At 72.2% G+C, this 16,745-nt stretch carries 11 protein-coding genes and 1 pseudogene; 6 read left to right on the forward strand and 6 right to left on the reverse strand.

All coding sequences use genetic code 11. The features are described 5' to 3' along the window. Positions 1-248 (forward strand): annotated as a pseudogene (locus ACJ73U_RS04365) (IS982 family transposase); the annotation flags it as partial. A gap of 74 nt (positions 249-322) precedes the next feature. Here ACJ73U_RS04365 and ACJ73U_RS04370 read toward each other — a convergent pair. From ACJ73U_RS04370 to ACJ73U_RS04380, 3 genes are read right to left on the reverse strand one after another with little or no spacing between them, the layout of a single operon-like run. Continuing rightward, entirely contained in the window at positions 323-1,396 is a 1,074-nt protein-coding gene (locus ACJ73U_RS04370) for a LacI family DNA-binding transcriptional regulator (RefSeq protein WP_407776206.1), read from the reverse strand. Continuing rightward, positions 1,393-2,400 (reverse strand): Gfo/Idh/MocA family oxidoreductase, encoded by a 1,008-nt coding sequence (locus ACJ73U_RS04375; RefSeq protein ID WP_407776207.1) that lies wholly within the window; start codon positions 2,398-2,400, stop codon positions 1,393-1,395. The genes ACJ73U_RS04370 and ACJ73U_RS04375 overlap by 4 nt, the downstream gene beginning before the upstream one ends. Continuing rightward, a complete protein-coding gene (locus ACJ73U_RS04380) occupies positions 2,397-3,509 on the reverse strand; it encodes an NAD(P)/FAD-dependent oxidoreductase (protein ID WP_407776208.1) in 1,113 nt (370 codons plus the stop codon). Before ACJ73U_RS04380 ends, ACJ73U_RS04375 begins: the two co-directional genes overlap by 4 nt. 200 nt (positions 3,510-3,709) lie before the next feature. On the opposite strand from ACJ73U_RS04380, the gene ACJ73U_RS04385 reads away from it, so the two are divergent. The 4 genes from ACJ73U_RS04385 to ACJ73U_RS04400 all read left to right on the forward strand — a co-directional run bounded on the left by ACJ73U_RS04385 (position 3,710) and on the right by ACJ73U_RS04400 (position 9,625). Next, positions 3,710-5,746, forward strand: a complete 2,037-nt coding sequence (locus tag ACJ73U_RS04385) for a hydantoinase/oxoprolinase family protein (RefSeq protein WP_407776209.1) — start codon at positions 3,710-3,712, stop codon at positions 5,744-5,746. Between the two features lies 1 nt (position 5,747). Next, the gene (locus ACJ73U_RS04390; RefSeq protein WP_407776210.1) at positions 5,748-7,412 is read left to right on the forward strand and encodes a hydantoinase B/oxoprolinase family protein; all 1,665 of its coding nucleotides are present in this window, start codon (positions 5,748-5,750) and stop codon (positions 7,410-7,412) included. Then, complete coding sequence (locus ACJ73U_RS04395) at positions 7,409-8,746, forward strand: MFS transporter (protein WP_407776211.1); 1,338 nt, start codon at positions 7,409-7,411, stop codon at positions 8,744-8,746. Before ACJ73U_RS04390 ends, ACJ73U_RS04395 begins: the two co-directional genes overlap by 4 nt. A gap of 66 nt (positions 8,747-8,812) precedes the next feature. Further along, positions 8,813-9,625 (forward strand): hypothetical protein, encoded by an 813-nt coding sequence (locus ACJ73U_RS04400; RefSeq protein WP_407776212.1) that lies wholly within the window; start codon positions 8,813-8,815, stop codon positions 9,623-9,625. On the opposite strand, the gene ACJ73U_RS04405 is transcribed toward ACJ73U_RS04400, so the two are convergent. The 3 genes from ACJ73U_RS04405 to ACJ73U_RS04415 form a co-directional block, all read right to left on the reverse strand. Further along, entirely contained in the window at positions 9,580-10,797 is a 1,218-nt protein-coding gene (locus ACJ73U_RS04405) for a Fic family protein (RefSeq protein WP_407776213.1), read from the reverse strand. The two genes, ACJ73U_RS04400 and ACJ73U_RS04405, sit on opposite strands and share 46 nt — an antisense overlap. A gap of 261 nt (positions 10,798-11,058) precedes the next feature. Further along, positions 11,059-12,837, reverse strand: coding sequence for a GMC family oxidoreductase N-terminal domain-containing protein (locus tag ACJ73U_RS04410; protein WP_407776214.1), 1,779 nt, complete (start codon positions 12,835-12,837; stop codon positions 11,059-11,061). Further along, positions 12,837-13,694 (reverse strand): hypothetical protein, encoded by an 858-nt coding sequence (locus ACJ73U_RS04415; protein WP_407776215.1) that lies wholly within the window; start codon positions 13,692-13,694, stop codon positions 12,837-12,839. Before ACJ73U_RS04415 ends, ACJ73U_RS04410 begins: the two co-directional genes overlap by 1 nt. A 243-nt stretch (positions 13,695-13,937) precedes the next feature. On the opposite strand from ACJ73U_RS04415, the gene ACJ73U_RS04420 reads away from it, so the two are divergent. After that, complete coding sequence (locus ACJ73U_RS04420; RefSeq protein ID WP_407776216.1) at positions 13,938-16,658, forward strand: beta-N-acetylglucosaminidase domain-containing protein; 2,721 nt, start codon at positions 13,938-13,940, stop codon at positions 16,656-16,658. The last annotated feature ends 87 nt before the right edge of the window (positions 16,659-16,745 follow it).

Consider the following 16,745-nt stretch of genomic DNA (forward strand, 5'->3'; position numbering starts at 1 on the left):
GACTGCTCCGCCCGGACCGCAAGGACGAGACCTACCGCAACGGCAACCTCGGCGGCGTCCGCCAATGGATCGAATCGGTCAACCAGACCCTCAAGGGCCAACTCGACCTGGAACGACACGGCGGACGAACCCCGCACGGCGTGTTCACCCGCGTCGCACAACGCCTGCTGGCCATGGCCGCCGGCATCTGGCACAACTGGACCACCGGCGTGACCAGCAAACGATCACTCACAGCCTACGATCACTAAACATCAACTTCACCGCATCGATCATCTAGAAGCGCTGAAGGACGCGTTCCTCACGTCAGGCGTGACGAACGCGGTCAGGGCCAGGTTGGCGGTGGGGCCGTGGAGTCGCGGACGACCAGGTGTGTGGAGAGCAGCCGGGTGACCGGAGGTTGGGACGGGTCGGCGATGGCGGCCAGCAGGTCCTCGGCGGCGGCGACGCCCATGGCCTCGGTCGGCTGTTCCACCACCGTCAGCCGGGGGCGGACGAGGGTGGCCCACTCGTGGTCGTCGAAGCCGATCAGGGACAGGTCGCGGGGGCAGGTCAACCCGCTGTCCTGCACCGCGGCGAAGGCGCCCGCGCTCAGCACGTTATCCGTGCAGTAGATGGCGGTGACCGCCGGGTTGGTGCGCAGCAGGGTGCGGGTCGCGTCGTAGGAGATGGCGCTCGAGTACGCGCTGTGGACGACGTGTGCCGGTCGCACCGGGATCCCGGCGGCCCGCAGCGCCTGCAGGTAGCCCGCCAGGCGCATCGCGCTCGGGCGCAGGCCCGTCGCGCTCGGCTCGGTGGCGTCGGCCAGCGCGGGGTCGTAGCGGGACTCGCTGATGATGGCGATGTCGCGGTGCCCCAGGGCGATGAGGTGGTCGAGCGCCAGCCGGGACGCCTCGATGTTGTTGGCGGACACGAAACTCGCCCGCTCGACGCCGGGTGCCCGCCGGTCGAGCAGGACGAGCGCGGTGCCGTCCTCGGTGAGCCGGCGCAGGTGGTCGTCGTCCGTGCCGTCCAGCGGCGCGACGATGACCCCGTCCACGCGCTTGGCCGCCAGCGTCTCCACCGACCGGCGTTCCAGCTCGGGCTCGCCCTCGGTGCCGCTGACCAGGACCTCGTAGCCGTGCTTGCGGACGGTGCGGGCGATGCTCTGCAGCGCCTCGGCGAAGAACCGGTTGGACAGGTCCGGCACCACCACGCCGACGGTCTCGGTGTTGCCCGTGATCATGCTGCGCGCCAGGCTGTTCGGCCGGTAGCCCAGCTCGGCGGCGACCCTCGCGACCTTCTCCCTGGTGCGGGCGCTGACCTCGCTGGCACCCGCGAGCGCACGCCCGGCCGTCGACTTCGACACCCCCGCCGCGTGCGCGACGTCGATGATGGTCACGGTCTGGCGAGCGGTCATGGCGCCGACAGTATCCGTTCGACCAGCTCGATCACCCGCACCGAGTCCAGCGGGTCGACGGGCAGCGGACCGCCGGCACGCAGGGCCCGCGCGAGCAGGGCGTAGAACTCGGCGTAGCGACCGGGTTCCGTCTGGACCGGCCGCAGAGCGCCGTCGACGCCCACCCCGCCCCAGGCGCTCGCGGGCTCCTCGCCGAAGGACGGGTCGGTGGGACGGGCGCCGTCACGCAGCGCGGCCTCCTGCGGGTCCAGCCCGTGCTTGGTGAACGCGGCCCGGGAGCCGAGCACCCGGAACCGCGGGCCGACCTGGGCCGCGAGGCCGTTCATCCACAGGTGCGACCGGACGCCCGACTCGTGGTCCAGCACCACGAACGCGTCGTCGTCCGCGCGGCCGGCGCCCCGGGTGAACACCTCGTGGTGCACGGGTTCCGCGGCGCCGAACAGCTGTACGGCCTGGTCGATGACGTGGGTGCCGAGGTCGTACAGGATGCCGCCGCCCTCGCTCTCGGGCGTCGACGTCTTCCACGACGAGCCGCGGTCGGGCTTCCACCACTCGAACCGGGACTCGAACCGCCACACCTCACCCAGCGCGCCCGACGCCAGCAGCCGCCGCAGCGTCAGGAAGTCGCCGTCCCAGCGGCGGTTCTGGAACACCGTCAGCGGCACGCCGAGGCGGCCGGCCTTCTCGACGAGCGCCCGGCCGTCCGCCGAGGTGACGGTGAACGGCTTGTCCACCACGACCGCGACCCCGGCGTCGAGGAACCTGCCGGCCAGCTCGGCGTGGGTGGCCGGCGGCGAGCCGACGACGACCAGGTCCAGCTCCTCGCCGAGCAACGCGTCGACGGTGTCCACCACCCGCGTGTCGGGGTACCGGGCGAGGACCTCCGCGCCGCGCCGGGTCATCACCGCGGCCAGCGTGTAGTCCGGGTCGGCGGCGATGAACGGCGAGTGGAAGACCCGGCCCGCGGTGCCGAAGCCGATGACGGCCGTCCGGATCGGACTCATGCGACGAACCTGCCAGGCCCGAAGGTCGTGAGCAACGGGTGGGCCTCGCCGGTGACGATCTGGTCGGCGATCAGTTCCCCGGCGATCAGGCCGAGGGTGGCGCCGCTGTGGGTGAACGCGACGTGCAGGCCCGCGACGCCGGGCACCGGCCCCAGCACGGGCTCGCCGTCGGCCGGGATGGGCTTGCGGCCGGCCAGGACGGACTCGAGCGGCAGCTCGGGGTGGCCGGCCAGCACGGCGGCGGCCTCGGCGAGCAGACCGTCCACGACGGACCCGGGAACCTCGAACGTGCCGTCGGCGTGCCGCTCGACCGCCTCCTCCGCCCAGCCCGCGTCGAGCACGATTGCGCCGTCGGGCGTCGGCCGGAGCGAGACGCGTGGCGTGTTCAGCACGGTGCGCAGCCCGGTCGCCACGGGTCGGGTGCGCAGCAGCACCGAGATCGGGGTCCGGTCACCGATCGGCAGGCCGAGGCGGGCCAACGCGTCCGGCACGGCGGCGCCGGTGGCGAGGACGACGACGTCCGCGTCGAGGACCAGCCCGGACTCGGTGCGGGCACCGACCACCCGGTCACCCGCGACCGTGACGGTCGCCGGGCCGGTGTCCAGCGCCACGGTCCCGCCCAGCGCGGTGAGCTCCTTGACCAGCAGGTCGATCAGGGACGGCAGGTCGACCCAGCCCTCGCCCGGGTTGAAGACCGCGCCGTGCGCCGGCACGGCGGCCGGGTCGACGCCCGGCGCGACGGCGGGGATCTCCTCGGGGTGGACCCACTCCGCCGCGTACCCGACGGCCCGCTGATGGGCGAACATGGCGTCGGACTCGGCGCCCCAGTGGAGGCCGCCGTCGAACCGCAGCCAGTCGAGGCCGGGCAGGCGGGCGCTCAGGGTGCGGTAGCGGTCGATGCCGAGCACCCTCAACTGGTGGTACTCCACCCTCCGCGGCGCGGCCGAGTTCAGCCACGCGAGCGACCGGCCGGACGCGTCCCCGGCCAGCGCCGTGTCGGACACGAGCGTCACCGCGGCGCCCCGCCTGGCGAGCTGGTGCGCCGTGGACACGCCGAGGACACCGCCCCCGAGGACGACCACCCGGACCGCCGGTGCACGCGAAACCATCATTCCTCCCACCCTTTTCGGGAACGTTCCCGAAGCCTGTGTCCGGACCCTACGCACGCCGTCCCGAACCGGTCAAGCACTCTTCCTGCTGTTCGCAGCTCGCCGGCGATGACTCTTGACCTGACTCTTGACCACTGTGGACCGGCGTGCCTACAGTCCCATCTCATCACATCCCGGGAACGTTCCCGAAGAGGAGATCCATGAGCCTGAGAATCGGCGTGGACACCGGCGGCACCTTCACCGACCTCTGCGCCTACGACGAGGAGACCGGGCGGATCCACGTCCGCAAGGTCTCCTCCACCCCGGCCGACCCCGGGCAGGCCATCGTGCGCGGCCTCGGTGAGCTGCTCGACCAGATCGGCGGCAGGCGCGTCGACGAGGTGGCCTACTTCGCGCACGGCACGACCGTGGGCACCAACGCGCTGCTGACCGGGCGGGGCGCACGCACCGGCCTGATCACCACGAAGGGCTTCCGCGACCTCCTCGAACTGGGCCGCGGCCGGCGCCCCCACATGTACGACGCGCAGGCCGACAAGCCGCTGCCGCAGATCCCCCGCGACCTCCGCCTGGAGGTGACCGAGCGGGTCCGGCACGACGGTCGGGTCGCGGTCCCGCTCGACGAGGACGAGGTCCGCGCGGCGGTCCGGCGGCTGCGGGACAGCGGGGTCGTCTCGATCGCCGTCTGCCTGCTCTACAGCTACGTCCGGCCGGACCACGAGCAGGCCATCGGCGAGATCATCCGCGCGGAGTTCCCCGAGGCGCACGTCTCGCTGTCCTGCGAGGTGCTGCCGGAGTTCCGCGAGTACGAGCGACTGTCCACGGTGGTCACCAACGCCTACGTCGGCCCGGTGGTCGCGGACTACCTCGCCCGGCTGCGAGAAACCCTGGCCGCGTCGGGGCTGCGCGCCGAACCACACGTCACGCAGTCCAACGGTGGCGTCATCCCGTTCGTCACCGCGGAGAAGCTGCCGGTGCGGCTGGTGCTGTCCGGTCCGAGCACCGGCGTGGTCGGCGCGGCCGCGATCTGCACGGCGGCCGGCTTCCCCGACATCATCACGTTCGACATGGGCGGCACGTCCTCGGACGTCTCGCTGGTCCGGGACGGCGAGCCGAAGGTGGCCGCCAGCCTGGAGATCGACGGCCGGCCCATCCGCTCCCCCATGCTCGACATCCACACGGTGGGCGCGGGCGGCGGTTCCATCGCGTGGATCGACAGCGGCGGGCACCTGCGGGTCGGCCCGGCGAGCGCGGGCGCGTTCCCCGGCCCCGCCTGCTACGGCAACGGCGAGGAGGCCACGGTCACCGACGCCAACGTGGTGCTGCGGGTGCTGAACCCGGACTACCTGCTCAACGGCCAGCTGAAGATCGACAAGGACGCGTCGCACCGGGCGGTGGGACGGCTGGCCGCGACGCTTGGCATGTCCGTCGAGGAGACCGCGCAGGGGATCGTCAGCGTGGTCACGGCGAACATGGCGCGGGCGATCCGGGTCATCTCCGTGCACCGCGGCTACGACCCGCGCGACTACGCCCTCGTGCCGTTCGGCGGGGCCGGCCCACTGCACGCCGCGCGCCTGGCGGCCGAGCTGGGGTCGCCGGTCATCGTCGTCCCCGAGATCCCCGGCGCGCAGTCGGCGCTGGGGCTGCTGATGACCGACGTGCGGAGCGACTTCATGCGCACCCGCATCACCCCAGTGGCCACCGCCGAGGTCGCCGCCGTGCTCACCGAGCTGTCGGCGCGGGCGACGGCGTGGTTCGACCGCGAGGGCATCGCGGGACAGCGGCGGTCGGTCGTCCGCGGCGTCGACCTGCGGTACACGGGCCAGAACTACGAGCTGGGCGTGGACGTCCCCGACGGCGAGGTGACCGCGGAGACGGTTCGCGTGCTGGTGGACCGGTTCCACGACGCGCACGAGCGGATGTACGGCTACCGCGCCGAGGACGACCCGGTGGAGGCGGTGACGTTCCGGGTGCAGGCCGTCGGCTCCGTGCCACGCGCCCGGGTCGAACGGTCGGCCCCCACGGGTGCCTCCCTCGCCGACGCCGTGGTGGCGCACCGCTCGGTCTACCTCGACGGGTCCTGTGTGGACTGTCCGGTGTACGACCGGGCCCTGTTGGACGTCGGCCACCGGTTCGCCGGGCCCGCGATCGTCGAGCAGATGGACAGCACGACCCTGCTGCTGCCGTCGGACACCTGCGAGGTGGACACGATGCGCAACCTGATCATCCGGAGGAGCTGACGTGGCTGGAGCCGACGTGACGCAGGAACTGGACACGGTGCTGGTCGAGGTGATCGGCTCGGCGCTGGCGACGATCGTGGAGGAGATGAGCGGCACCCTCGTCCGCGCGGCCTTCTCCACCAACATCAAGGAACGGCGGGACTGCACCGCGGGACTGTTCGACGCGGACGGCCGCGGCATCGCGCAGGACGAGGGTGGCTCGCCGCTGCACCTGGGCTCGCTGATGGGCATCGTGGACAGCATCCTCGACCGCTTCCCCCGCGCGGAGATCCAGGACGGGGACACGTTCATCGGCAACGACCCGTACAACGGCGGCGGCTCGCACCTGCCCGACATCGTGCTGGCCACACCGGTCTTCGTGGACGGCGAGCTGACCGCGTGGGCCGCGACGCTCGCCCACCACGCCGACTTCGGCGACCGCGGCCACAAGCACATCTTCCAGGAGGGCCTGCGGATCCCGCCGGTGCGGCTGGTCCGCGCGGGCGTGCCGCAGGACGAGGTGCTGTCGCTGATCCTGCTGAACTGCCAGGTGCCGCACGAGCGGCGCGCCGACCTGCGGGCCCAGACGTCCGCGAACCGCCTGGCGGTACTGCGCTACCGCGAGCTGTGCGCGCGGTACGGGACGTCCACAGTGGTCGACGCCGCCCGGGAGCTGTTGGACTACACCGAACGCCGGACCCGCGCGGCCATCGCCGAGATGCCGGACGGCGAGTACGCCTTCACCGACCTGTTCGACTGCCCCGAGCTGGACGACGAGCTGGAGCTGCGGGTCAGGATCAGGATCGCGGGCGAGGAGATCCACTTCGACTTCGCCGGCAACCCGCCCCAGGTGCGGGCGAGCGTGAACGTGGTCTGGACCGCGCTGTACGCCACCGTCTACTACTCGGTGAAGAGCCTCATCGACGCCGACATCGTGCCGAACGCCGGGCTGTACCGGCCGATCCACATCGCGGCGCCGGAGGGCTCGATCGTCAACTGCGTCCTGCCGGCGGCGGTCAACGGGCGCAGCGAGACCTGCCAGCGCATCGTCGACCTCATCCACGGCGCGCTGGCCACCGCGGTGCCACGACGGGTGACCGCCGCGAGCAACGGCGCGAACACCGGCGTGCACTTCTCCGGGCGGCACCCGGTCACCGGCGCCGAGTTCGTCTACCTGGAGACCATCGGCGGCGGGTCGGGCGCGCGGGCCACCAAGGACGGGCTCGACGGCGTCCAGGTGCACATGACGAACACGTCCAACCTGCCGGTGGAGAGCCTGGAGACCGAGTACCCGCTGCTCGTCGAGGCCTACGAGCTGATCGACGACTCGGGCGGCGTCGGCGAGCACCGCGGGGGCATGGGGATCCGGCGCCGGGTCAGGGTGGAGGGCGACGAGATCCACTTCTGGGTGGACACGAGCCGGCAGCGTTCGCAGCCGTGGGGACTGTGCGGCGGCGGTCCCGGGGCGAGCGCGAGGGTGCTGCTCAGCGAGGGCGCCGGCCCGGTCGACCACGGGTACGCGCTGCTGCGGAGGGGAGACGCGGTCACCGTCGAGACCGCGGGGGCGGGCGGCTACGGCCGTCCGGAGGACCGAGCACCGGAGGCCGTCCAGCGGGATCTCGCCGAGTCGCGGATCACGCCCGACACGGCCGCACGCCACTACCACCCTGAAGAGGAACACCCATGACCACGACCCAGTCCCCACCCGCGACCATCACCACGAACGCGCGCCGCCGGGTGTTCGCCTCGACGATGATGGGCAACATCGTCGAGTACTACGACTTCACGCTCTACGGCACGCTCGCCGCGGTGCTGTCGAAGATCTTCTTCCCCGGCGCGGACGCGACGGTCGCCCTGCTGTCCACGTACGTCGGCGTCTCGCTGTCGTACTTCGTCCGGCCGATCGGCGGGCTCGTCCTCGGGCCGCTCGCGGACCGCAGGGGCCGCCGGTTCGTGCTGGTGCTGACGATCGTGCTGATGAGCCTCGGCACCGCGGGCATCGGCGTGCTGCCGACGTACGCGGCGGTCGGGGCCGCAGCGCCGGTGCTGCTGCTGTTCTGCCGGGTCCTGCAGGGCTTCGGCGCGAGCGTCGAGTTCACCACGGCCGCGCAGTTCATGCTGGAGCACGAGCGCGGCAGCCGGCGGAACTACCTCACCGGGCTGATCAACGCCACCTGCTCGGTCGGCTCGCTGCTGGCGGCCACCGTGGCGTTCACGCTGACCACGGCCATGCCCGACGCGGCGTTCACGAGCTGGGGCTGGCGCATCCCGTTCCTGCTGGCGGTGCCCATCGCGTTCGTCGGCCTCTACATCCGCCGGCGGCTGGACGAGACGCCCGAGTTCCGCGAGGTGCTGGCGCTCGCGAAGTCCGAGCGCATCGAGCAGACCCCGCTGCGGGACGCGGTCCGGTACTACTGGCGCGACATGCTCAGGGCCATCGGGCTCGGCGCTGGGCAGCGGATCGGTTCCTACACCATCCAGGCGTACTTCGTGACCGCGCTGATCAGCGCCGGTTTCCCCACCTCACTCGCCCTGCTCGCGTCGATGCTGACCTACGCGGTCGGGCCGGCGCCGAGCATCTGGGGCGGGGTGCTGGCCGACAAGTACGGCGCCCGGCTGCCGCTGCTGGTGGGGTACGGCCTGTTCGTGCTGCTGACCGTGCCCACGTTCATGGCCATCGGCAGCAGGTCGATCGTGCTGGCCACGGCCGCCGTCGTCGTGTTCACGGTGCTCAACAATCTCGTGTCGGCGCCGCTGAACACCGCGTACGTGCTGAGCTTCCCGCCGGAGGTGCGCTCCAGCGCGGCCGCGCTCAACTTCAACATCGGCACGTCGCTCATCGGCTCCACCGCGGGCCTGGTCGCGGTGTGGTTGCACAGCCTGACCGGCACCGACGTGGCCTTCGGCTGGTACATGACGGCGGCCTGCGTGGTGTCCATCCTGGTCACCCTGTTCGCCCTGCCGCCGTCGGTCGACTACCGCGAGCCGGACTGGAGTGCGGCCGCTACCCGTGTCGCTTGACGTCCCCGCCCCGCCGGTAGGCCATGATGGTGCCGGCGGTCGGCGGAGGTGGGTGACACACCGGACATGTCGGAGCACGTCCTCGAGCTCATCGAAGCGGTGAGCCATGAGCCGCGGTGGCTGGTCGGGCACCACGCGGAGGTGCTGGCCGCGGTCCTGTCGTGCGACCGGGACGGGTCGCGCGGGAACGGGACCCGGCTGGCGTCCGCCGTGTGGCCCGCGGCGGGTCAGGTGCGGGACCCGCGGTGGTGGCAGGAGCTGGCCGAGGCCGGCGAGGCGCTGGCCATCGCCGACCGGGACCCGGCGGCGCTCGTCGACCTGCTGCACGGCTGCGCCATGACGTTCGCCGCGCACGGGGACCGGCTGCGGGCCGAGGAGCGGTGGGTGCGCGCGCTGGCGGTCGCCCGCCGGGACGGCCTCACCGACCGGGCACAGGCGGTGCTCAGCGCGCTCGGTGCGCTGTACCGCGGCTGGGGTCGGCTGAGCAAGGCGCTGGACGCCTACCTGGGGCTGGTGGACCTGCGGCAGGCCGCGGGCGACCCGGCCGGGACGGCGGACGCGCTGGTCGAGGTCGGCGCCACCATGCACGCGGCGGGCCGGCCGCGTTCGGCCGAGGAGTACTTCGACCGCGCCGACGACCTGCTGGCCGGCGGTGACGCGCCGGCGACCCACGCCCGCGTCCTGGTGTGGTGCGGCCGGACGCGGTGGGAGCAGGGCCAGCACGGCGCGGCCAGGCGGCGGTGGAGCCGGGCGCTGGCCATGCTGGTGGACGTCGACGAGGAGGCCGCGAACCGGGTGCGGGAGCTGTTGGCCACCGAGAGCCCTGTCTTCCGCTACTGGGCGAACACGTCGTCGTCCCCGTCCGGTGGCGTCGGGTAGCTCAGCTCGAAGAGGTTCATGACGTCCGGGACGGTGAAGACCTGCCGGTAGCTGCGGCCGTTCATGCTGCTGATCACGCCCAGCCGCATGAGCTGCTTGGTGAGGCTGGCGGCCTGCTGCACGGTGAGGTCGTTCCGCTGGGCGATCTGCAGGTTGGTGGTGAGCGGCGTGGCGGCCAGGTCGCGGGTTACCCGCACGATTCCGTCCATGCGCTTACCGAGCCTGCCGAGATGTTCCTCACTGATTCGTTCGGCCCGCGTGATGAATCGCAGCTGGCTCCGGCACAGCTCCTGGATGCCCGTGGCGAAGAACACCAGGAAACCGTCGAGGTCACCCTTGTGGACCATATCGAGAATGTGGTCCCGGTAATCGTCGCGGTGCCGGCTGAGCCATTCGGAAACCGGCAGCAGCGGATCGCGGAGCGCGCCTTCCCGAATCAGCGCGAGGGTGATGTACAACCGGGAAAGATGGTCGGCGTGCGCGACCGGAGCCAGTACCGACAGCTGGTAGTGGCCGAGCGCGACCCTGGCCAGCAGCGGCGCCTCGCAACCGGAGTCGACCCACGCCGACCACTGCATGCCGCTGGTCTGCAGCTCCGCGCCCGGCGGCACCGTGAGCAGGTAGGCGTCGCGCGGGTCGGGGCCGCCGAGCCAGGCCGGCCCGGAGCGCCAGTTCACCTCGGACACGTCGTCCCCCTCGATGAACCCCAACCCGTCGGCCGCGCCGTCGATGATCGTGCCGAGTTGGCTCAACAGCGCCAGGTTCAGTGCGCCGCCGGCCCGCACCCAGGCCACCGCCTCGTCGTTGGCGTGGAGGTGGCGGCGCAGGTCGTCGTCGACCGCCGACCCCCCACCGATCCCGGGCAGGTCCGCGAGCAGCAACTCCCGCAGCGCCGCGAAGACCCCGCCGAGCTCCCCCGACCCGTGCACGTCCCGGAGCTGCGCCAACCGCACGAGCCCGGCCCGGTTCGGCAGCCGCGCGGCGGCCTCGTCGAGCCGCCCCACCGCCTGTTCCGCCTCGGCGAGAATTCGGTAGGTCTGCGGCTGGAGCCGCACCATTGACGGCAATGGCCGCGGCAGGAACGCCCCGGCCAGCCGCAGCCGAGGAGGAATGTCGTCGATGCCTTCAGCGAGGAACCACCGACCCGTCTCCGCGGGCATTGCGTCAGGCATGGCGGAAAGACTGGCCGACCGGACCGAAAATCGGCAAACCTTTCAAAGTCCGCACGCAAGATCACCACCCAGGGTTCCTCACCAATTAGTGGGTGAAGCCCGGGGTGATTCACCTCCACAACGACTTCATGCCGAAATCGCCCAAACGAGCCGTCGGCCCTCCCCTCGTGCACTCACCGTCAGGCTCCCACCCATAGTCGAACAAACGTTCGAGCCTGTGTCAAGTGGTGGCGCGGGGGTCGGCGTCAGCGCGCTCGCTGTTCACTCGAGCGCGCCGTCGAGCACTCCTCTCGTCACCCGGTCGTCCAGTGAACTGACCGGCGACTGCGTGCGCACCCATGGTTGCCCGCCGAAGTACCGGCTGACAATGCGTTCCGCGGTCCGGGTGGTCACCGCCTGGTTGGTCAGCGTCGGGTTGGGGCCGCCGAGGGAGTTGGCCAGTGCGGAGTTGTCGCCGACGAAGAGGCGGTCCACCCAGCGGGACTCGGCGTAGGCGTCGAGGACCGAGTCGGCCGGGTCGGTGCCCATGCGCATGGTGGAGTGAACGTGGAGCGGGACCGCCGGGAAGTCGATCCGCAGCACGCGGCGTGCGCCGGCGGCGCGGACGATGGCCGCCGCCTGGTTGCACAGGAACTCGCGGTTGCGCTGGGTTCTCGCGCTGCGCCTGCGGTGTTCGAAGACGACCTTGGGGATCGGGCCGTTCTCGTCCGGTGGCAGGACCGAGCGCAGGACGCGGTTGTCCGGCTCGACGTCGTCGTCGGTCAGCACCAGGACGTTCACCAGTCTGTCCACATCGGACAGCAGGTCCTTCAGCTCGTCACCCATGATCCGGCCGGCCTTGCCGTCCCACGCGCCGGTCGGGCCGCGGCCGTTGTCGTAGGCGCCGCGGACGCCGCTGTCGGACAGCCCCATGGTGAGTGCCTGGAGCGCGGGCGGCAGTCCCACCTGTTCGATGGCGCCGTGGCCGGGGTAGTCGGCGCGCGCGGAGGACGAGGCGCCCTTCGAGTTGCCGGTGTACTCGTCGAACACGCCGATCACCCAGTCGATCGAGTGGTCGGTGTAGCCGCGGCCGACCCAGCCGTTCGGGTCCGGCAGCTCGCTGTTCAGCCACAGCCTGGGGTTCTCGGTGCACCCGGCGGACAGCACGACCACGTTCGCGGTCTCCTCGTGCTGCTCGTGGGTGCGGGTGTCGCGCCAGCGCACGCCCTTCGCGACCGTGCGGCCGGCCTGCTGCTCGGTGAGCACCCGGGTGGCGAACGCGTCCGGCACCAGCGTCACGCGCCTGCCCCCGACCGCCCACAGGTCGGCGGTGAGCGCCATCGGCAGGTAGGAGTTGTCCGTCTGGCGCTTGGCCTTCAGGTTCCTCGGCGCCTGCCGGGGCTCGAAGCAGCCCTGGAAGCAGTAGCCGCAGAACGTGCAGCCGGTGGCCTCCGGGTAACGCAGGTGCGCGTCGTCGTTCGTGCGCCCGGCCGTGCCACCGGGCTGGAGGATCGCGTTCTCCTGCGGGCGGAAGCTGTCGCGCAGGATGTCCTTGGTGGCGTTGACGGGAAGGCCGACGCGTTCGCAGCCGCGGAAGAACACGGCCTCCTTGGTGCCCATGGCCGCGGTCTGGACGGGCAGCGTCGCCTCGACCCACTCGTAGTACGGGATGAGTTCCCGGTACCCGAACGGAAACCGGTGCGCCACGTCGTAGGCGTCGCGGTCCGCGCCGGTGTAGTCGGCGAACACGCCCGGCATGGCCCGGGGCGAGTTCGCGAAGTAGTGCTGGGTGGTGCCACCGGTACCGGCGAGCTGGAACACGTACGAGTACTGCGGCAGCTCGCGGAACCACGGCGGCTGGTCGAACCGGTCCGCCGGGCCGAAGCGGAGGTAGCCGTCGGCGGGGTTGTTGCAGTCGTTCTCGTACCGGGACCACTCGCGTTCCGGATCCCGATAGAACGGCCCGGCTTCGAGCAGGAGCACGTCGAGGCCCTGAGCGGCGAGTTCCTTCGCCATGACCGCTCCGCCGCCACCCGCGCCGACGATGATCACGTCCCGCATCACGCGCCTCCGTATTCCGGGGCGGTGCTCACCGCACGCCGTCCCTGGTAGTAGCCGAGGAACTCCGCCCAGCCGTCGGCCGGCGTGGTCCGCCCGGGCATGTAGCGGCTGAGGTCCCAGCCGACGGGTCGCCGCACCGCGGTCCGCGTGGCGCGGTCGAACACCCCGAACTCGGTGTAGGCGGTGAACGTGGACAGGGTGAGCAGCAGACCGCCGGCGTACCGCAGCAGTCCGGACGCGCTCTCGTTCAACGGCTCCGGCAGCTGCGCGTCGATCAACGCGACGAGGTCGGGGTCGGCCTGCTCGATCCGCTGGCACGCCCGCGCCTTCTCCGGGTGCGTCAGGTTCGCGAACGGCGAGCCCGCGATCGGACCGACGACGGCCGTGGGACGCACCTGCGTGGCGGCCAGGTTGAACAGCAGCGCCAGCGCGAGGGACACCGGCAGCGTGCGGTCGTTGCGCAGAGCCAGTTGGAGGACGTCGTCGAGAGTGGCACCGACCGCCTCCAGCGGTGCGAGCGGCCCGGTGAGCAGCGAGTCCGGGAGGGGAACCTCACTGGCGCCGGTCACGAACGCCGCGGTCAGCGCCTGGACGTACGCGTCGGGCCAGGGCAGGAAGAAGTCGAGGGTGTGCTGGATCAGTTCCGGGGACCGCGCCTCCACACCACCCGGCGCCGGGCTGGTGAGCGCCTGCGCGACGGAGTAGCGGTCCGGCCCGGGCACCCCGAACACGGCGAGCCCGGCGTAGGTGTCGTAGGTGAGCAGGTCGAGCGCCGGCTGGACCACCTGCTCCAGCAGGGGCGCCAACACCTCCGGCACGTCCGCGGCCGCCGTCCGCGCGGGCCAGAGCCCACCCACCGCGGCAACCGCCCCCACCAGCCCCGCCCGAATGAGAAGATCACGGCGGCGCATACCCGGCCGCGCTGAACTGTTACTCGTGGTCACGGCTTTCATCGTGGGACGGGCCACGCGTGCCCGCTCGACGAGGACCCGGTATTCGCCGAATTCCTGCGCGGGTGACAAAGGTGCCACGAGCCTTCATCACCGGCACACGAATTCGTCGCGCGACAATGCACGTGTCCGAGCATCGAGGAGAACAGCATGCGCAGCACGGCGTTCGTGGTAGTGGCTCTCGTCCTGTCCGTGGTGACCCCGGTCGTTCCCGTCGCTGCCGAGACGCCGCCGCTGCCACAGATCTCACCGACACCGCAGTCGGTGGTGCGGACGTCCGGGCAGGTGCGGGTCCCGTCCCGGGTCCGGCTCGTGACCGGCCGGCACAGCGACCCGGCGGCCGTGCGCGAGACGGTCGCGCTCCTGCGTTCGGCCGGCGCGAGGGACATCGTGCGTGGCGCGAGTGCCCGCATGACGGTGTACGTCGGCGGTCCGGGTGACAACCGTGGCGTGCCGGGGGCCGACCCGCACCGCGTGTCACACCTGCCCGCCGGCGGGTACCTCCTCGCGAGCGAAGGCGACCGTCGACAGTGGACAGTATTGATGTCTGGTGTGGACGGTGCCGGTCAGTACTACGCCGCCCAGACGTTGCGCCAGCTGATCCAGCCACGTCCAGGCCCCGACGACCTCGCCGGGTCGGTCGTCGTGGACTGGCCCGCGCTGCCGTTCCGCGGCACCGTCGAGGGCTACTACGGCACCCCGTGGACACAGGCGGACCGGTTGCGGGTACTGGACTTCCAGGGCCGCATGAAGCTCGGCACCTACGTCTACGCCCCGAAGGACGACCCGTACCACCGCGACCGCTGGCGTGAGCCGTACCCGGCGGCGCGGCTGGCGGAGTTCCGCGAGCTGGCCGCCCGCGCCGCCGACCGCCACGTGGACCTCGTCTTCTCGCTGTCGCCCGGCGCGGACATCTGCTACAGCGACGACGGCGACTTCCGCCTCCTCATCGCCAAGACGCAGGCGCTGTACGACACCGGCGTGCGGTCCTTCGCCCTGTTCTTCGACGACATCGCGGGCCAGCTGACCTGCCCGGCGGACGTGGAGCGGTTCGGCGCCGACCCCGCTCCCACCGCGGCCGCGCAGGCCTCCCTGCTCAGCCGGTTCACCACCGAGTTCCTCGCCACCCACCCGGGCGGTGGTCCGCTGCTGACCGTGCCCACCGAGTACAACGGCACCGCGTCCAGCACCTACAAGCAGCGGTTCGCCGCGCTCGTGCCGCCGGCGGTGCACGTGCTGTGGACCGGACAACAGGTCATCTCGCCGACGATCACCGACGCGGACGTCGCCGCCGCCCGCGACCTCTACGCCCACCCGCTCGTGCTGTGGGACAACTACCCGGTCAACGACGGCCAGCCGGACCGGCTCTACCTCGGTCCGCTGACCGGCCGCGGGCCGCATCCCGGCTCCTCGGGCCTGCTGGCCAACCCGATGACGCAGGCCGAGCCGTCCAAGCTCGCGCTCGCCACCGTCGCCGACTACGCGTGGCACCCCGCCGCGTACGACCCGAACCGCTCCTGGGCGAACGCCCTGCGCACCCTGGCCCCGTCGCTCGCCGCGTTCGCCGACGCCAACCGGACCTCGCCGTTGGAGCCGTGGCCGGCCCCGGTGCTCGGCGCCCGGATCGCCGACTTCGAGGCCGCCCTCGCCGCCGGCCACCCCGCCACCGCCGCCGCGCTGCTCACCCGCCAACTCACCGCGCTGGCCGCGACCCGCACCGCACTGGCCGGGGTGTCGGGTGACCTGGACGGCCCGGCGTTCGTGGCGTCGGCGGATCCCTGGCTGCGCAAGGCCGAACACCTCGGTACCGCGGGCGCGGCGATCGTGGCGTCGCTCACGGCCGAACAGGCCGGGGACCTCACCACGGCCTGGCGGCAGCGGGTCGTGTTCGAGGAGTCCGTCACCGCGGGCGACGCGATCCCGCAGACCCTCGCGCCGGGCGTGCTCGACCCGTTCCTCGACCGCGCCGGCGCCGCGAGCCGGCTCGTCACACTGTCCACACCGACTCCCGGCACGCCACTCACCCCCGGCGACGACCTCACCCTGACCGCCCGGGTGCGGTCGGGTGACGTGCCGATCACCTCGGTGCGCTACCTCGTCGGCGACGAGGTGATCGGCACCGCGACCACCGCGCCGTACACCGTGGTGTGGCACGGCGCGCCCCGACGACTCGCCCGCACGGTCGTCGAGGTCACCGACGCGACCGGCGCGGTCGTGCGCTCCGCGCCGGTGAACCTCATGATCGGCGCCCCGGACCGGGCCCTGCTGGTCCACGGCGACGACGGCAACCCCGGCACCGCGGGCCTGGCCCCCGGCGAGGAGGACGTCCGCGACCGCCTGGAACACCTGGGGTTCGCCGTCGACCCGATCCTCGCCACGTCGGCCGACCCCACCTCCGCCGACGGCGAGGCGCTGGTGGTGGTGTCCTCGAGCGTGGCGTCGGGCGACGTGGGCGCGAAGTTCCGCGACGTGGCCGTCCCGGTCATCGCGTGGGAGGCGTTCGTCTACGACGACATGGGGATGGCCACGTCGTCCGGCGAACAGTTCCGCGCGACCACGGTCGACTTCACCGACGCGACGACGCCCCTGTCCGCCGGCCTGCACGGTCCGGTCCAGGTCTACCGCCAGGAAGGCCGCATCCGCTGGGCCGTCCCGGCAGAGGGCGCGACCGTGGCCGCGACGATGCCCGGCGACCCAACGCGGGCCACCGTGTTCGGGTTCGACACCGGTGCCCCACTGCTGGGCGGCCTGACCGCGCCCGCCCGCCGCGTGGGCCTCTACCTCGGCGACGAGGGCCTGCTACGCGGCCTGGTCGCCGACGAGACCGTGCACGTCTTCGATGCGGCGGTGACCTGGGCGACAGCACGCTAGCGCCCAAGCAGGAACGCCCGGCGAGCCGGCGGCCGGACGAGGCCGTGCGCGTGTTCGACGGGCGATCACCCCGGACGACGGGATGCA

It is taken from the genome of Actinophytocola sp. (assembly GCF_045807065.1).
In the GTDB taxonomy this organism is placed as follows: domain Bacteria; phylum Actinomycetota; class Actinomycetes; order Mycobacteriales; family Pseudonocardiaceae; genus Actinophytocola.